We start from the raw sequence: 17,593 nt of genomic DNA, 5'->3' as shown, positions 1-17,593 counted from the left end.
ATAATTCTAATTAAGCCCTTTTAAGACTTTAATTAGGTCTATCAAAGGTAACACCAGGATTAGCCTGTTTTTGTTGTTCAGACAGTCGCTGTTGCTGCTTAACAGTCATTGTACTACCGTCATGACTCCATCCCGGAGGTCCGAATATATACATCAACTTGTGACTTAATTTTTTTGATTTCTTAGTATCTGCCCAAATATCTTTAAACTCATGTGTTAAAATTACTATGGGGTTGTTAGAGTTTGGAGCATGAATAACACCAAATTTTACATCAATATTTTCATCATATTCTTTCCACGTACCAAAAATCTTATCAAAGAAATTCAAAAATCCACCATGATTCTTATCTAAATACTCCACATTTTGAGCGTGATGTACTTGGTGCATTGTATGCGTGTTGAATATTTTCTCAATGAATCCCATTTTTGGAACATACTGAGAGTGCAATTGAAACTGCCAGAATGACTCAATTGCTAAACAAACTACCACCATTTCTACAGGGAAACCAATAATAGGCATCCAAACATAGAAAAAAGGCTTGTAAAGCAAAGTAAACCAACCATTACGAATAGCAGTACCAAGATTAAAGTTATCTGAAGAGTGATGTACTATGTGTGCCGCCCAAAGAATACGAATCTCATGATTTGCTCTATGAAACCAGTAGTACGTAAAATCATCTGCTAATTGACAAAGTAACCAAACATACCAAGCATAGCCGAAGGACTTATACCCCATAATATTTGTTCTTACACCATCAACCAATGGGTTAAATAACTCGTAAGCATACTCAAAAAGAACAACTAATAAAATTACTTTTAATAAAGGACCAATTATGGCAGATCCAATTCCCATAACACTACTAGCTGCAAAATCTTTCCAATCATAAAGATCATCATCTCCATGAGTTTTGCTGTAGGTTAATTCTAATAAAATAAAGGCAATAAAGGCTGGTGCGCCATACACCAGGGGGTTAGTGAAATCCATTAATTCAAAATTTTCGTAAAGGTAGTTATAAAAGCAATTATTCTTTCAATTTGTCTAATCTTAACATTCTATCTTACGATAAGACAACTCAATAATTAAACAGTTTAATTACTTTTTATTTTTAAGTATGGCGTTTTGCTCTTTCAATAGCTGCTCCATACTAGATAACAAGGCAATATTTTTAGGAGTTTCCACCTCTTTGTTTGTTGGATCTTCAGATTTCTCTTTAAACCTATTTATAAATTTTACCATAACAAAAATGGTCAGCGCTATGATTCCAAAATCTATTAGAGACTCTATTAGTTCACCATAACCAATAGCTACCTCCTCTACCGAATCAGAAGCTTCCCTAAGAATCCATTTTTTATTTGAAAGATTAACATCATCTGTCAACAAGGAAAGTGGAGGCATAATAATAGCGGATACAATAGTACTTACAACTTTGTTAAATGCAGTACCAATTATAATACCGACAGCCAAATCTATCATATTGCCTTTTATGGCAAAATTCTTAAACTCTTCGAAAAATTTTTTCATAATTCCGGCTAATCAAATAATGTTGGTTCATCTGCAGATGCACCATCTTCACCTTTAGAATTCTCGGCATCATCACCAGACGCTACAGATTCTTCATCTACAACTTCAATATTTTCAACTTCTTCAGGAACCTCTGGTTCATAAGGCAGAGGATCAAGAAGATTGATATTTTTAACCTTTTCAGTAATAAACTGATTACCTAAAGCTTTAATACCCTTAATCGATATAAAATCCTCGACATCAACAGATTCATTATCCTTAGCTTCTTTACCTCTAGGCTTAGGAAATTCAATTTCAACCATTGGCTTCCAGTCTGTAGAAACAAGCTCTAAATATGATTTTGGATGTTCTGAAATAAACAATTCCTCTTTGTTTTCACTTTCAATCATAAATCTTTTGATATAAAAACGCTCTTTTTCACCTTCCCAATAAATAGCAGAAATCGGTTTTTCGGGCACCCATTTCTCTAACACAATCATATCATCATCGAAATGAGATGTCAGCACAGGTAGAAAGGTTTTTGCTATTCCTTTTTGATTAATAACCAATAGTAAATCATCACCTTTAAACTCGCCCAATAATTCTCCCCTACCATCAACATTCAATCTACGTACTACATCATCGAACCAGATTTTTCTTGGCTTCAGGGTAGATACACCTTTTTCTTTTAACTCAATTCGTTTAACAGAATACTTCGTTACAATATTACCTTTCGAAGCTCTACCTTTTATAAGAACGTCAGAAAAATCAATATCCCACTTCAGTTTCTTGACACTGCCTACCTGACGAAGTAAAACTGTTATTACTTCAGCCTCACCATTAGGGTTAGCAGAGAAATACAACACCTGAGAACCAGCTTTACCAGTAGTTAAATCGTACTCCCTATCTCTAGTGATACTAGTGACATTAAAACGTTTAATATATGTAGCCCCGCCTTTACCGTCTTTATAAACAAGGTTATAGGTAGTACGTTTATCTTTTTTCTTGAATACAGCAACATGAATGATGCCTTTGCCTACGAATATTTTGGAATCAACTTTTGACACCATCATTTTACCTTCATTGGTAATCATGATAATATCGTCGATATCACTACAATCAGTAACATATTCATCTTTCTTTAAAGATGTGCCGACAAAACCTTCATCTCTATTTACATATAGTTTGGTATTTCTAATTGCAACCTTAGTAGCTTCAATATCATCAAAAACACGAATTTCGGTCAAACGCCCCCTGTCTTTACCGTAAGTTTCCTTAAGATTCTTAAAGTAGTTTATTGCAAATTCAATGAGATTAGCCAAATGATGCTTCACCTCTGCAATGCGTTCTTGCAAACTCTCTAAATGCTGCTGAGCCTTATCTAAATCGAATTTTGAAATTCTCTTTATTCTTATTTCTGTTAATCTAGTGATATCCTCCTCGGTAACCGCTCGCTTTAAGTGTTTTGTAAATGGCGCCAAACCTTTGTCGATTGCGGCTATTACACCCTCCCAAGTTTCCTCTTCTTCAATATCTCGATAGATTCGATTCTCAATAAAGATTCTTTCAAGTGAAGCAAAGTGCCATTGCTCCTCTAATTCCTTAAGCTGAATTTCGAGCTCTTGCTTCAATAAATCTACTGTAGAATCAGTAGATCTTCTAAGCATTTCCGTAACTCCGATAAACAAGGGCTTATTATCTTCAATAATACAGCCAAGCGGAGAAATAGAAGATTCACAAGCTGTAAAAGCATACAAAGCATCAATGGTTCTATCTGGAGAAATTCCAGAAGGGAGATGAATTAAAATCTCAACATCTGCGGCAGTATTATCCTCAATTTTCTTGATTTTTATCTTGCCTTTATCATTGGCTTTTAAAATAGAATCAATTAAACTACCAGTATTAGTGCCATAAGGTATCTCATTGATTACTAATGTGTTCTTATCTAACTGAGATATCTTCGCTCGAACCCTAATTTTACCACCTCTGAGTCCGTCATTATAATTCGTGACATCAATAATACCTGCAGTAGGAAAATCTGGATAAATTTTAAATCGTTGTCCCTTTAAATGTTTTATGGAAGCATCAATAAGCTCAATAAAGTTATGAGCCAGTACTTTTGTTGATAAACCAACAGCAATACCCTCTGCACCTTGAGCTAATAATAAAGGAAATTTTACAGGTAAATTTACCGGCTCTTTCTTTCTGCCATCATAAGAAGCTTGCCACTCGGTAATTTTAGGGCTAAATATAACTTCTAAAGCGAATTTAGAGAGTCTTGCTTCAATATATCTTGACGCAGCAGCCCTATCACCCGTCAGAATGTTACCCCAGTTACCTTGAGTGTCGATCAAAAGGTCTTTCTGACCAATTTGCACCATGGCATCTGCAATACTAGCATCACCATGAGGGTGATACTGCATGGTATGACCAACTACGTTAGCCACTTTGTTATAACGACCATCATCAAGCTCTTTTAAAGAATGCATGATACGACGTTGCACAGGTTTGAATCCGTCTTCAATAGCAGGTACCGCTCGTTCTAAAATTACGTAAGATGCGTAATCTAAGAACCAATCTTTATACATGCCAGATACCCTGGTTAATGCATCAGATGAATCTGTATTCTCATTATTCTCTTCGGAAAGGTTTTCGTTTATTTCCTCGTTCAAATCGTCATTTTCCTCCATTCAGAAGCAATCGTATTAATCTAGTTTATACTACTTTATCTTTAATTAAATCAACTTCTACTTTAAGGTTGTTGATAATAAATTTTTGCCTATCGGGAGTGTTTTTTCCCATGTAAAAACTCAACAGTTCTTCAATAGACATAGCCTTATCAAGCATAATAGGTTCTAGCCTAATATCATCACCAATGAAGTGTCTAAACTCATCTGGCGAAATTTCCCCTAGACCTTTAAATCGAGTTATTTCTGGTTTCCCAGTTAATTTATTTAATGCATGCTGACGCTCTTCATCACTATAACAATAAATCGTTTCCTTTTTATTACGAACCCTAAACAAAGGAGTTTGCAAAATATAAAGGTGATTTTCTTTTATCAACTCAGGAAAAAACTGCAAAAAGAATGTGATTAATAATAAGCGAATATGCATACCATCGACATCGGCATCGGTAGCGATTATAATATTATTGTAACGTAGATCTTCAATGGATTCTTCGATATTCAAAGCAGCCTGTAAAAGATTAAACTCTTCGTTTTCGTAGACAATCTTTTTAGACATGCCGTACGAATTCAGAGGCTTACCTTTTAAACTAAATACGGCTTGTGTATTTACATCTCTAGACTTTGTAATAGAACCCGATGCAGAATCTCCCTCAGTAATAAATAAAGAAGTCTCTAATCTACGATCATGCTTTATGTCACCTAAATGCACCCTACAGTCGCGAAGTTTTTTATTATGTAGACTAGCTTTCTTAGCTCGATCACGGGCCAACTTTCGTATACCCGAAAGCTCTTTACGCTCTTTCTCTGCCATCATAATCTTACGCTGAAGCTTTTCGGCAGTATCGGCATTTTTATGAAGATAGTTATCTAAATATTTACCAACGAAATCATTGATATAGGTTCGTACCGTCGGAAAATTACCTCCCATATCGGTAGACCCTAATTTGGTTTTGGTCTGACTTTCAAAAACCGGCTCCATCACTTTAATGGAAATTGCAGAGATTATAGATTTTCTAATATCTGATGCATCATACGTTTTGCCATAAAAATCACGTATTGTTTTTACGATAGCTTCCCTAAAAGCAGCTTGATGCGTACCACCGTGCGTTGTATGCTGACCGTTAACGAAAGAATGATACTCTTCGCTATACTGTGTTCTACTATGGGTAATAGCAACTTCTATATCTTCTCCTTTTAAATGAATAACAGGATAAAGCATATCATCCACATTATTATTATCCTCAAGAAGATCTTTAAGTCCGTTTTCAGAATGAAACTTTTCACCGTTAAAAACAATCGTCAATCCCGGATTTAGATATACATAATTCTTAAGCATGCGTTCTACATACTCATTTCTGTATTTGTAATTTTTGAAAATAATCTCATCAGGTATGAAAGTAACTTTCGTACCCTTTCTTTTGGTTGTTTCTTCTGGTCCGACTTCATTTTCGAGATTACCAGAACTAAACTGCGCCGTTTTTAATTGATTTTCTCGAGACGACTGAACTTCAAAAAAGCTAGACAATGCATTTACCGCCTTGGTACCTACACCATTTAAACCTACAGATTTTTTAAAGGCACGACTATCGTACTTACCACCAGTGTTCATCTTAGAAACTACATCGACAACCTTACCTAATGGTATACCGCGACCGTAATCTCGAACTTTAACCACTTTATCTTTAATAGATATCTCTATAGTTTTACCTGCACCCATTACAAATTCATCGATACAGTTATCGATAACCTCTTTCAGCAGAATATAAATTCCGTCATCTGCAGAAGAACCATCTCCCAATTTACCGATATACATACCAGGTCGTAATCGGATGTGTTCTTTCCAATCGAGCGAGCGTATATTATCTTCAGTATATTGAGTAGTGTCTTGGGACATTTAAAAAAGTTTAAGAAAGTTGCGTTAAAGATAGCACCACTCGGCAAAAGATAAAACACCTATCTGTTAAAGTAATTAACAATAAATAGGGCTTCTTTGTTGATAGCTATAGTGAGTACCGCAATTTTTACAGAAAAGAATACGGTAAAAAATCAGCAAAAAGTTTATTTAAAGAATGATTTACGTCATAGGAATAATTTATTCCTTTTTATATCTTTAATGTAGATTCTGAATACTTATGGATTTTATCGATTATTACAAAATTCTTGAAATTGACAAGAAAGCTACGCAAGCTCAAATTAAAAAGGCATACCGTAAATTGGCGCGAAAACTTCATCCAGATTTAAATCCGAATGATAAAACCGCACAAGAGAAATTTCAACGTGTAAACGAGGCAAATGAAGTTTTAAGCAATCCTGAAAAAAGAAAGAAATACGACCAATATGGTAAAGATTGGCAACATGCCGATGCTTTTGAAGAAGCAAAGAAAAATCAACGTAGCTCATCAACAGGTAATAGAAGAAGTTATTCTAGCGCTGGTGGATCAAATGAGGATTTTTCAGATTTCTTTGAATCTATGTTCGGTGGAGCTGGCGGAGGTTTTAGTGGTGGCGGGCGACAAAGGTCGACACAATATAAAGGTCAAGATTTAAATGCAACATTAAAGTTAAATTTACTTGACGTTCTTGAAGACCAAAAACAAACACTCGACCTTGGTGCTAAAAAAATTAGAATAACCATACCTGCAGGTGTTGAAGATGGGCAAACCATAAAAATATCTGGCTATGGCGGCGAAGGCGCTAATGGCCGACCAAAAGGAGACCTCTACCTTACATTCGAAATTAATAACAATACAAACTTTCAAAGAGTAAAGAACGATTTATATAAAAATGAATCTATCTCTTTATATGATGCCATTTTGGGCAGCTCAATCGAAGTAGAGACTTTAACAGGAAAAGTAAAACTAAAGGTAAAACCAGAAACCCAAAATGACACTAAGGTGAAGCTAAAAGGAAAAGGTATGCCAGTTTACAAGAAAAAAGGTGTTCATGGAGATTTATATATTACCTATAAAGTAACCATGCCTACCAAGCTTTCAGAAAAAGAAAAAGAATTATTCAAACAACTTTCAGAATTACGATAATATGAATTCAGAAAACTACATACAAATAGAAGTATACTGCCAACAAACTCAAACTCCGATAGAATTCATAGATGATCTTTTAGAGTTCGAAATGATCGAAGTACAGCAAATAGAAAATAAAACTTATGTTGAACCGCAATACATCGTTGAAATAGAACGTATATATAGGTTACGAGAAGATCTTGGTATAAATATGGAAGGTATAGACACCTTAAACCATATGATAAAAAAAGTCAACCGATTAGAGCAAGAATTAAAACTGCTACGTGATCGGTTGACTATATATGAACATTAAACATTGAAACGGAAATGCATTACATCACCATCTTTAACAATGTACTCCTTACCTTCTACCCTCATTTTACCGGCTTCTTTCACTTTTGATTCACTACCAAAAGCAACGTAGTCATCATAAGCAATAACTTCTGCCCTAATAAAACCTTTTTCAAAATCGGTATGTATTACACCTGCAGCTTGTGGTGCAGTTGCACCAACAGGAATTGTCCAAGCACGAACTTCTTTAACACCTGCTGTAAAGTAAGTCTCTAAATCTAATAATTTGTAAGCTCCACGAATCAGTTTAGCAGAACCAGGCTCCTCTAAACCTAAATCTTCTAAAAACATTTGACGCTCTTCGTATGTCTCCAACTCCGTAATATCAGCTTCGGTACCTACCGCCAAGAAAATAACTTCTGCATTTTCAGCAGCTACCATTTCTTTTACTTTTTCTACATAGGCATTACCAGAAACAGCGGCATCTTCATCAACATTACAAACATACATAACAGGTTTATCTGTAATAAACTGAAGCGGCTTAACAAACTCTAATCTCGATTCATCATCGATTTTAATTGCCCTGACAGAGGCACCTGATTCTAAGCCAGTTTTTACAGCAAGCAAAACAGCTTCTTCTTTCTGTGCATCTTTATTACCAGTTCTAGAAGCTCTCTTTACTTTTTCTAATTTCTTATCTACAGTCTCCAAATCTTTTAATTGAAGCTCCATATCAATAGTCTCTTTATCTCTAATAGGATCTACGCTACCATCGACATGCACGATATTGTCATTATCAAAACAACGCAATACATGTAAAATAGCATCAGTTTCACGAATATTACCCAAAAACTGATTCCCTAATCCTTCACCTTTACTAGCTCCTTTTACCAAACCAGCAATATCAACGATTTCTACAGTAGCAGGCAAAACCCTTTCTGGAACTACCAACTCTTCAAGTTTTTCTAATCGTGCATCTGGCACATTTACAACACCAATATTAGGTTCAATTGTACAAAAAGGAAAATTTGCACTTTGCGCTTTAGCGTTAGACAAACAATTAAAAAGTGTTGATTTACCTACGTTTGGCAATCCTACTATACCTGCTTTCATAATTTAGAATATTTCAAGGGTGCAAATATAGTTTTTAGTTACAGATTTTACGTTCAAATTATCATCAATAACTATAATGTAATTTTTATACAATTTATTTAAATTAAAATCAAACTTTTTAGCTTGATGACAGTTAAAATATTCATTTTTAACATATTTTAAGAAATAATTCTTAAATTGGCTGTAGAACATGTAAGAATTTATGGAACTTCATTCAGATGAAACTATATGGTATTTTTTTAAAAAGGGCGAATCCCATGGGTTCAGCCTGCTTTTTAAAAAGTATTATCCACAATTACATGTGTATGGATTAAAGTTGAGCAATAGTCAAGAAATCACAGAAGATTGCCTACAAAACTTTTTTATTCAATTATTTGAAAGCAAAGAAAAATTAGGACACATTAATAGTCTGAAAGCTTACCTTTTTGTTTCTTTTAAAAGAAGGTTAATAAAACAACTTCAAAAGAATCAAAATAATATTCCTATTTCAGAGGCTCAGCTATTTAAAACCAATTTTACTTTTTCGACTGAAGAGATATCCATTAATCAAGAGATAGAATTTCTTTGCACCGCTACCCTAGCAAGCCTTATCAATCAGCTATCGCCAAGACAAAAAGAAGTTATCTATTTAAAATATTATAGCGGAATGAATAGTTCAGATATCGCTGAAGTAATGGATATGAACTACCAAAGTGTTTTAAATACTCTACAAAAAGCCTTAACAAAACTCCGTATAGCATCTGAAAATCAACAGATTAAATCTATTTTGAAAAAAAATTGAAAAAAGTAGGGTATATTTTTAAGAACTAAGCCTCTTACTAATGGAACACCTTACTATATGAACAACAATAATAAATTCGACTTAGATTACTTTCTATCGGATGCATCATTTGAAAATTGGGCAAAAGGCTTAAATAAAAATGATATCGCCTATTGGAATAATTGGATTCAGAACAACCCTGAACATATTGAGGCTGTAGAGAATGCCAAGTCTATTATTATAGGAATCAATTTTGATCAACAATACCCTAGCAGTGAAAGAGTAAACGATGCTTTGGCAAATGTTTTAGCAAAAATAAAGCTAGAACCTACTCCCAAAAAAATCATCAAAAAGACGCGTACAGTTAACAGTTCTATACTAACTGCTGCAGCCGCAGTATTACTAATTCTTATAAGCTGGACAAGTTACTCTCTTCTAAATACTGAAACCACAACCATACATAAAACCAATTTTGGTGAAATAATCGATTTAAAATTACCAGATGGCACCTCTGTTGTGCTTAATGGCAATTCTGAAATATGGTACGAAAATGAAAATCCTCGTCTTATTAATTTAAAAGGAGAAGCATATTTCAAAGTAAAATCTATACCAAGTACAAATGCAAAGTTTTGGGTAATTACAGAAGATTTAAAAGTCGAAGTACTTGGTACACAATTTCATGTAAACACTAGAAAACAGAAAACAAATGTAGTACTTGATGAAGGTTCTATTCATTTAGAATTAAAAAACGGAGAAGTTACCAAAATGATACCGGGTGAAATGGTTTCCTTTTCAAATGAAAGCAAAGAACTAACCCACCAAAAAGTGGACATAGAAACCCCGTATGCGCTATGGCGTGGTGGCACCTATGCTTTTAATGAAATACCGCTAAAAGAAGTAATGTTCAACCTAGAAATCACCTATGGTCTCGAAGTTGAGTACGAATCGGAGCATTTAAAAGAGTTACCAATTTCTGGTGGTATACCTAACCAGAATTTACAAATATGCATCGCCGCAATAGAAAAAGCTACAGGAACTAGAATCATTAACAAAGACAATATATTACGCGTACAAGAGAACCCTATTTATTAACTAAACTATTTATTTATGAGAACGAACAAACTAATGAAATTGCTGCTTGCAGTAATGCTTTTTTCAAGCATTACCAGTGCAAAGGCAGCGAATGAACTCAAAGAAAACGTAACCCTAAGCGATTTTCTTAATGAGATCAGTGCAAAACACGAAGTGTTTTTTACTTACAACCCTACACTGGTATCAAGCACCAGTTTAAATCCTGAGGAGTACAAATTCCCAGTATTAGATAAAATCATCAACAAACTAGAGCGCAAGACTAGTTTCGATTTTGAATATTTAGGTAACAAGTATTATGTTGTTTACCACAAAAAACCAGAGAGAGCAAAGATTCTAAAAATCAATTCAGCTACAAACGGCATTACTGCTTTGACTTTGAATGAAAAAATTCAAAATAGCATTACCGGTAAAGTAACAGACGATTCTGGAATGCCATTAGCAGGAGTTAACATTGTTGAAAAAGGTACAACTAACGGTACAACTTCAGATTTTGATGGAAACTATACTATAAATGTAACTGATGATACAAAATTAGTATTTAGCTATATCGGATTTGCAACTCAAGAAGTCTCTACTGCAGGTAAAAACACCATTAACGTTCAGCTATCGGAAGGTATGCAACTAGACGAATTTATAGTTGTAGGTTCTCGTACTGCACCTAGAAGTAATGCTGACACGCCGTTACCAGTAGATGTAATTGGAGCTAAAGATTTAAGTTCTACAGGTCAAGCTACTTTTGATAAAGCATTACAATATAAAATACCATCTTTTAACACGGTACAAACTCCTGTAAATGATGCAACATCTTTATTGGATCCTTATGAAATTAGAAACATGGGGCCATCTAGAACATTAATATTGATTAATGGTAAGCGTAAAAACTTAAGTGCCTTATTATATACGCAAACATCTCCAGGTCGTGGTGAAACGGGTGCTGACATTTCAGCCATACCAACGGATGCGATTAAAAGAGTTGAAATCTTACGTGATGGTGCTTCTGCACAATATGGTTCTGATGCAATTGCTGGTGTAATGAATATTATATTAAAAGATTCTCCTAACGAAGGTTCTGCTACTATTAGAACAGGAATCACTTCTGAAGGCGATGGTGAAATGTTCGGTGTTTCTTTAAACAATGGTTCTGCTATTGGCGAAGACAAAGGTTTTATAAACTATACTATTGACTTATCTAAAGTAAATCAAGCAAACAGACCAGGTACTGTTGATGCTGCTGGTGAAGCTGGTGATTTTGGTGCAGACATTGCAGATGTTCAAGAATTTCTTTCTAGAACACCAGACGCTGGAAATATCAATGGATCTCCAGAAACTGCCGCTGCTAAATTCTCACTTAACTTAGGTTATGAATTAAGTGAAAACACATCAATGTATGGTAATGCTGCATATGTTTACAAGGCTGTAAATAGTTTCGCAAACTACAGAACTCCTTATTGGAGAACTGTTGAGGATTTTCCATACTTGGCAGATTTCTTCCCAGGAAACAATCCAAACAACGCTGGTGGTTATGATGGTTATGTTCCAACATTTGAAGGAGAACTTAGTGATTACAACGCAACAGTTGGATTTAAATCAGTTATAAACGATTGGAATCTTGATGCAAGTTTTACAACTGGTGGAAACACTCAAACGTACAAAGTGAACAATACTCACAACAGAAATGTTGTTTATTCTCCGTCAGTATTTATAGATGCAAATGGCAACGGTTCTGTTGACGATGGTGAAATTACAGAAGGTTCTGAGCTTTATAGAGAAAATAGTCAGCAATCATTTGATCCAGGAGGAACAAGATTCTCTCACAACGTTGGTAACATTGATATTTCAAGATTATTATCTGATAAAGTAAGTATTGGTGTCGGTGCTGAGTTTAGAACTGAGACTTTTGAAATTATAGAAGGTGAATTAGCTTCTTATGATGGTGGTGGTGCAGATTCATTTGCAGGTGCCTCTCCTCAAAACTCTGGTAAATTCAACCGATACAATATTGGTGGATATTTAAGTTTAGATTATGATGTTACCGATGCTTTTTTATTAAGCGGTACTGTTAGAACTGAAAACTATTCAGATTTCGGAAACACTTTCATTTATAAATTTAGTTCTCGCTATAAGTTTAGTGATGCATTTACATTAAGAGGTTCTATATCTTCTGGATTTAGAGCACCTACCCTACACCAAATCTATACTCAAAAAGCGCAGTATAGTTTTGTGCCAGGGCAAGGTATTCAAGTTGGTGGTTTAATCAACAATGTATCTACTCAAGCTAAATTATTAGGTATACCTCAATTAGATGCTGAAACATCTACTAACTTTACTATTGGTTTTGGCGGTAAAATAGCTAACAAATTCAGCTATACTTTAGATTATTACAACATTAAAGTAAAAGATAGAATTGTATTAGGTAATGAAATCGGAGGTAGTGGTGACCCAACAAATCCTTTAGATGTTCTTTTAGCAAACAACAACTTAAGTGATGTTAGTTTCTTTTCAAATGCAATAGACACGAAGACTTCTGGTATTGATGTTGTTCTTGCCTATAAAGGAATTGAAATTGGTGAAGGAAGTTTAGATTTAAACTTATCTGGTAACTATACTATTCAAAATGAACTTGACGGACCTGTAAATAATATTGACTTAGTTGCCAATTCAGGTCAATCTGTAGTAAACCAAACTCAAGAAGCTTTATTCTTTACTTCAAGACCTAAGACTAAATGGATTTTAGGAGCTAATTACGAGATAAATAAATTCGGTTTTTCTCTGAACAACACCTTATTTGGTAAAACAAGCTTCTTCCAACAAGGTTTAAGTACTGATGCAAATGGTAATTTCAACCTTGGTACTGAATTTGACCCTAAAGTAGTTACTGATTTAGGAGTTAATTTTAGCGCAACTGATAAATTGACTATTGCACTTAACATCAACAACTTGTTAAATGTATTACCTGAATGGAATTTTGTTTCTCAAAATGCTGCAGGAGATGCTATTCTAGCTGATCCAGCTCAGACTCAAAACCAATCTAACTTGATTACTTTCAACCAACGTTATTCTCAAATGACATATGATGGGTATCACTTTAGCCAGTTAGGCACAATGTTCAACCTATCGTTGAATTATAAATTTTAGTTTTGATTTAGTTTTAATAAAAAAGCTACCTATTAATTTAGGTAGCTTTTTTTATTTAATATAAGTATGTTAAGTGATTTCTAAGTTTTGCTAATAATTCAATTAATAGTATGTTACTTTCTACTCACATTTTAATCTCAAGAATTCTAAATCCTCAAGAAAATAAATATAATTTTTACTCTGGGTGCATGAAACGTTGCTTCGCTAAAAGCACTTCTTCAGTTTCTACATGGTCATCATCAGGTACACAACAATCAACAGGGCAAACTGCTGCACATTGTGGTTCTTCGTGAAAGCCCATACATTCTGTACATTTATCAGGTGAGATGTAATAAACTTCATCACTTATAGGTTCTTGAACTTCATCAGCATCAACTTGCTTACCGTCAGGCAATACAACACCACCCTTTAAAGAGGTACCATCACTATAACGCCATTCATCTGCACCTTCATATATTGCAGTGTTCGGACATTCTGGTTCACAAGCTCCACAATTTATACATTCCTCTGTTATTATTATTGCCATAATTTCTTCTACATTAAAATGCCCAAAAAAGAACGGGCATGCTTATTTTTGCACAAAGGTAATTCCTACCGAATTAGTATACAAATATAATGACCCATAGCAACCTTAGTATAGAAGCTTTTGTTAAACTTGGAAATTTTCTAAGTACATTTTGTGGATTAATCACATCAAACACCATTTCTGATCACTTAAATGACAAATGGATCGAGCGTTTTAAAACTGAAGCCGAAAGGGCGCAACATTATAACGGGTGGTTTTCAGAAGAAAATGTTGTTCATGCTTTTAAAGAATGGTCAAATACATTAACCCGCAGCAATCTAGAAAATTGGTTAAATGCATATGATATTGACACCAATGAAGAAAAAACGGTAGCACTGATAATGGCTGGTAATATTCCTCTAGTAGGGTTTCATGACCTACTATGCGTATTGGTTACAGGAAATAAAGCATTGGTAAAGCTATCTAGTAATGACCAGAAACTTATCCCACTGCTTATTGATTATCTTATAGAAATTGAACCTTTTTTTAAAGACAGGGTAACCTTTACAAAAGAAAAGCTTGAAAACTATGATGCCGTAATAGCAACCGGCAGTAATAATACCGCCAGATACTTTGAATTTTATTTCGGTAAAAAACCTAATATAATTCGTAAAAACAGAAATTCTGTAGCCGTATTAACAGGCAAGGAGACTACTGAAGAATTAACCGCACTTGGTGAAGATATTTTCAGGTATTTTGGATTAGGATGCAGAAGCGTTTCAAAAATCTATATTCCGAAAGAATATAATATTGATACATTTTTCAAAGCTATGTTTCCCTACAGTGATATTATAAATCACAATAAATACGCCAACAATTATGATTATAACAAGGCCGTTTATTTGATGAGTGAATTCAAAATCTTAGATAACGGATTCTTGATTTTAAAAGAAGAAAAAAGCTTTGGATCCCCTATTGCTTCTTTGTTTTACGAATATTATGAAGACATTCCTACTTTAAAAAAATATCTAAATAACGAGGAAGATAAAATTCAGTGCATAGTCTCATCTGGCGTCATGGAAGGTGAGATATCATTCGGGCAAACACAAAAACCTTCGTTAAACGATTATGCAGATGGTATCGATACGGTTGATTTCTTGTTGAGAACATCTTTGAATTAAATGGTCATCCTGACTGAAAATTCTTAAAAAATCCTGACATTTGCATCCTTAAATTACAAACAAAATGAAAAAACATAATTTTAGCGCTGGTCCTTGTATACTGCCAAAAGAAGTATTGTTAAAAGCTTCTGAAGCGGTTATGGACTTCAACGGTTCGGGGCTTTCTCTTATTGAGATTTCGCACAGAAGTAAAGATTTTGTTGCCGTAATGGAAAACGCAAGATCATTGGCTTTAGAACTACTTGACTTAAAAGATAAAGGCTATACTGCCCTTTTTCTTCAAGGTGGCGCGAGCTTAGAGTTTTTAATGGTTGCATATAATTTGTTGGAAACAAAAGCTGGTTATTTAAATACCGGTACTTGGAGCGACAAAGCAATTAAAGAAGCTAAATTATTTGGAGAGGTTGTTGAAGTTGGGTCATCTAAAGATGAAAATTTCAAATACATCCCTAAAGGCTATTCTGTGCCATCTGGATTAGATTACTTACATATAACTTCAAACAATACCATATTCGGAACACAGTTTAAGAAATTTCCAAAAACTGATTGTCCTTTAGTTTGTGATATGAGTTCTGATATTTTTTCTAGAACTATGGATTTTTCTCAGTTCGATTTAATATACGCCGGAGCACAAAAAAACATGGGTCCTGCAGGTACTACTTTAGTAATAGTAAAAGATGATATATTAGGGAAAGTTTCTAGAAAAGTCCCTTCTATGCTTAACTATCAAACGCATATTGCAAAAGATAGTATGTTCAATACTCCGCCAGTATTTGCGGTATACACTTCTATGCTAACTTTAGAATGGTTGAAAAATCTGGGAGGTATAGCAGCTATTGAAGAAGAAAATGAGAAAAAAGCAAGATTGTTATATTCTGAAATAGATTTAAACCCTGTCTTTGAAGGTTATGCAAATATTGAAGATAGATCGTTAATGAATGCAACCTTTAACATTACAGATGAAGTTTTAAAAACGACATTTGATAACATGCTAAAAGAAGCTGGTATTAATGGTTTAAACGGTCACCGTTCTGTTGGCGGCTACAGAGCTAGCATGTACAACGCACTTTCTCTTGAAAGTGTTGGTGTATTGGTTGATGTAATGAGTGAAATGGAACGTAAAGGATAATCAATTCAAACGATTATCATTATTGATTTACATTTCAATCAGTATTTAACTTTCAATAAAATAATTCGAGATAAACTCACGGAGTATTTCTAAGTGAGCCTACGTGATTTTTTGATATCTACCCGAACAGAGTGGACAAGAAAACATCGGAGCATTAAAATCTCGGTAATCGAGTAAAACATATGAAGATATTAGCAAATGATGGTATTTCTCAAAATGGCATTGACGCTTTAGAGAAATCAGGATTTGAAGTTTTAACGACAACTGTTGCACAAGAACAGTTAGCAAATTATATAAACGAACATAAAATCGATGCCTTACTAGTACGAAGTGCCACTAAGGTTAGAAAAGATTTAATAGATGCCTGCCCTACCCTAAAATTAATAGGCAGAGGTGGTGTTGGCATGGATAATATTGATGTTGATTACGCAAAGTCTAAAGACATTCATATTATCAACACGCCTGCGGCATCGTCAGAATCTGTGGCAGAATTAGTATTTGCCCATCTTTTTGGTGGCGCACGTTTTTTATATGATGCCAATAGAAATATGCCTTTAGAGGGTGATAGCAACTTTAAAGGTCTTAAAAAATCGTATTCAAAAGGTACAGAACTTAGAGGCAAAACTTTAGGTTTATTCGGCTTCGGTAATATTGGTCAAGCAACGGCAAAACTTGCTATTGGCGCGGGTATGAACGTTGTGTATTGTGACCCAGAAATAGAACAAACCGATATTGAACTTTCTTTTTTCGACGGTCAGAAAGTGACATTCAATTTAAAGAATACAGCGAAAGAAGACTTGTTGAAACAAGCGGATTATATATCGTTGCATATACCCGGTCAAGACAACTATGTGCTAGGTAAAACAGAATTCTCTCAAATGAAAAAGGGAGTAGGTATCGTAAATGCAGCCAGAGGCGGAGTATTGGATGAAGTAGCTCTAATTGAAGCATTAGAAAATGGCTCTGTTGCCTTTGCTGGGTTAGATGTTTATGAATCTGAACCAACACCAGAAATTAAATTATTGATGCATTCTAGTATATCGTTAACACCTCATATTGGTGCTGCAACTCTAGAAGCTCAAGAAAGAATCGGACTAGAATTGGCCGACCAAATTATATCGCTATTAAAATAGAGGCTTAAAAGGCAATATTCTGGTCTCTTTTTCGTATTTTACAATG

At 34.5% G+C, this 17,593-nt stretch carries 14 protein-coding genes; 8 read left to right on the top strand and 6 right to left on the bottom strand.

The annotated features are described in order from the left end of the window. Window positions 1-28 precede the first annotated feature (28 nt). From ACJJVT_RS04190 to ACJJVT_RS04175, 4 genes are all read right to left on the bottom strand, one after another. The gene (locus tag ACJJVT_RS04190; RefSeq protein ID WP_405396788.1) at window positions 29-985 is read right to left on the bottom strand and encodes a sterol desaturase family protein; all 957 of its coding nucleotides are present in this window, start codon (window positions 983-985) and stop codon (window positions 29-31) included. A 108-nt stretch (window positions 986-1,093) separates the two neighbouring features. After that, complete coding sequence (gene mscL, locus ACJJVT_RS04185; RefSeq protein WP_405396786.1) at window positions 1,094-1,522, bottom strand: large-conductance mechanosensitive channel protein MscL; 429 nt, start codon at window positions 1,520-1,522, stop codon at window positions 1,094-1,096. An 8-nt stretch (window positions 1,523-1,530) separates the two neighbouring features. Beyond that, window positions 1,531-4,191: a DNA gyrase/topoisomerase IV subunit A gene (locus ACJJVT_RS04180; RefSeq protein ID WP_405396784.1), complete on the bottom strand. Its 2,661-nt coding sequence runs from the start codon at window positions 4,189-4,191 to the stop codon at window positions 1,531-1,533. A 25-nt stretch (window positions 4,192-4,216) separates the two neighbouring features. Next, window positions 4,217-6,082: a DNA topoisomerase IV subunit B gene (locus tag ACJJVT_RS04175; protein WP_405396783.1), complete on the bottom strand. Its 1,866-nt coding sequence runs from the start codon at window positions 6,080-6,082 to the stop codon at window positions 4,217-4,219. A gap of 238 nt (window positions 6,083-6,320) precedes the next feature. Between ACJJVT_RS04175 and ACJJVT_RS04170 the strand changes: the two genes are divergently transcribed. Together ACJJVT_RS04170 and ACJJVT_RS04165 are read left to right on the top strand one after the other, a co-directional pair. Then, entirely contained in the window at window positions 6,321-7,226 is a 906-nt protein-coding gene (locus tag ACJJVT_RS04170) for a DnaJ C-terminal domain-containing protein (RefSeq protein ID WP_405396782.1), read from the top strand. Window position 7,227: 1 nt separating this feature from the next. Next, window positions 7,228-7,521 (top strand): chaperone modulator CbpM, encoded by a 294-nt coding sequence (locus ACJJVT_RS04165; protein WP_405396781.1) that lies wholly within the window; start codon window positions 7,228-7,230, stop codon window positions 7,519-7,521. Here the strand turns inward: ACJJVT_RS04165 and ychF are convergent. Continuing rightward, entirely contained in the window at window positions 7,518-8,612 is a 1,095-nt protein-coding gene (gene ychF / locus ACJJVT_RS04160; RefSeq protein WP_405396779.1) for a redox-regulated ATPase YchF, read from the bottom strand. The two genes, ACJJVT_RS04165 and ychF, sit on opposite strands and share 4 nt — an antisense overlap. 202 nt (window positions 8,613-8,814) lie before the next feature. Here ychF and ACJJVT_RS04155 point away from each other — a divergent pair, with 202 nt between their 5' ends. From ACJJVT_RS04155 to ACJJVT_RS04145, 3 genes are read left to right on the top strand one after another with little or no spacing between them, the layout of a single operon-like run. Beyond that, a complete protein-coding gene (locus ACJJVT_RS04155; protein WP_405396778.1) occupies window positions 8,815-9,393 on the top strand; it encodes an RNA polymerase sigma factor in 579 nt (192 codons plus the stop codon). Window positions 9,394-9,450: 57 nt separating this feature from the next. Further along, window positions 9,451-10,464: a FecR family protein gene (locus ACJJVT_RS04150; RefSeq protein ID WP_405396776.1), complete on the top strand. Its 1,014-nt coding sequence runs from the start codon at window positions 9,451-9,453 to the stop codon at window positions 10,462-10,464. 15 nt (window positions 10,465-10,479) lie between these two features. Next, window positions 10,480-13,599 carry a TonB-dependent receptor gene (locus tag ACJJVT_RS04145; protein WP_405396775.1) on the top strand — a complete coding sequence of 1,040 codons (3,120 nt, stop codon included), beginning with the start codon at window positions 10,480-10,482 and terminating at the stop codon, window positions 13,597-13,599. Between the two features lie 175 nt (window positions 13,600-13,774). Here ACJJVT_RS04145 and ACJJVT_RS04140 read toward each other — a convergent pair whose 3' ends face one another. Then, window positions 13,775-14,125 carry a 4Fe-4S dicluster domain-containing protein gene (locus tag ACJJVT_RS04140; RefSeq protein WP_405396773.1) on the bottom strand — a complete coding sequence of 117 codons (351 nt, stop codon included), beginning with the start codon at window positions 14,123-14,125 and terminating at the stop codon, window positions 13,775-13,777. Between the two features lie 89 nt (window positions 14,126-14,214). Here ACJJVT_RS04140 and ACJJVT_RS04135 point away from each other — a divergent pair, with 89 nt between their 5' ends. The 3 genes from ACJJVT_RS04135 to ACJJVT_RS04125 all read left to right on the top strand — a co-directional run bounded on the left by ACJJVT_RS04135 (window position 14,215) and on the right by ACJJVT_RS04125 (window position 17,547). Beyond that, entirely contained in the window at window positions 14,215-15,285 is a 1,071-nt protein-coding gene (locus ACJJVT_RS04135; RefSeq protein ID WP_405396772.1) for an acyl-CoA reductase, read from the top strand. Window positions 15,286-15,349: 64 nt separating this feature from the next. Further along, window positions 15,350-16,414, top strand: coding sequence for a 3-phosphoserine/phosphohydroxythreonine transaminase (gene serC / locus ACJJVT_RS04130; RefSeq protein ID WP_405396770.1), 1,065 nt, complete (start codon window positions 15,350-15,352; stop codon window positions 16,412-16,414). Window positions 16,415-16,596: 182 nt separating this feature from the next. Continuing rightward, window positions 16,597-17,547 carry a D-2-hydroxyacid dehydrogenase gene (locus ACJJVT_RS04125; RefSeq protein WP_405396768.1) on the top strand — a complete coding sequence of 317 codons (951 nt, stop codon included), beginning with the start codon at window positions 16,597-16,599 and terminating at the stop codon, window positions 17,545-17,547. The last annotated feature ends 46 nt before the right edge of the window (window positions 17,548-17,593 follow it).

The sequence above is a fragment of the Maribacter sp. Asnod2-G09 genome, assembly GCF_045063795.1.
Lineage (GTDB): Bacteria > Bacteroidota > Bacteroidia > Flavobacteriales > Flavobacteriaceae > Maribacter.
The sequence above is the reverse complement of the archived record's forward strand: the minus strand, read 5'-3'. Positions and strand labels throughout refer to the sequence as shown.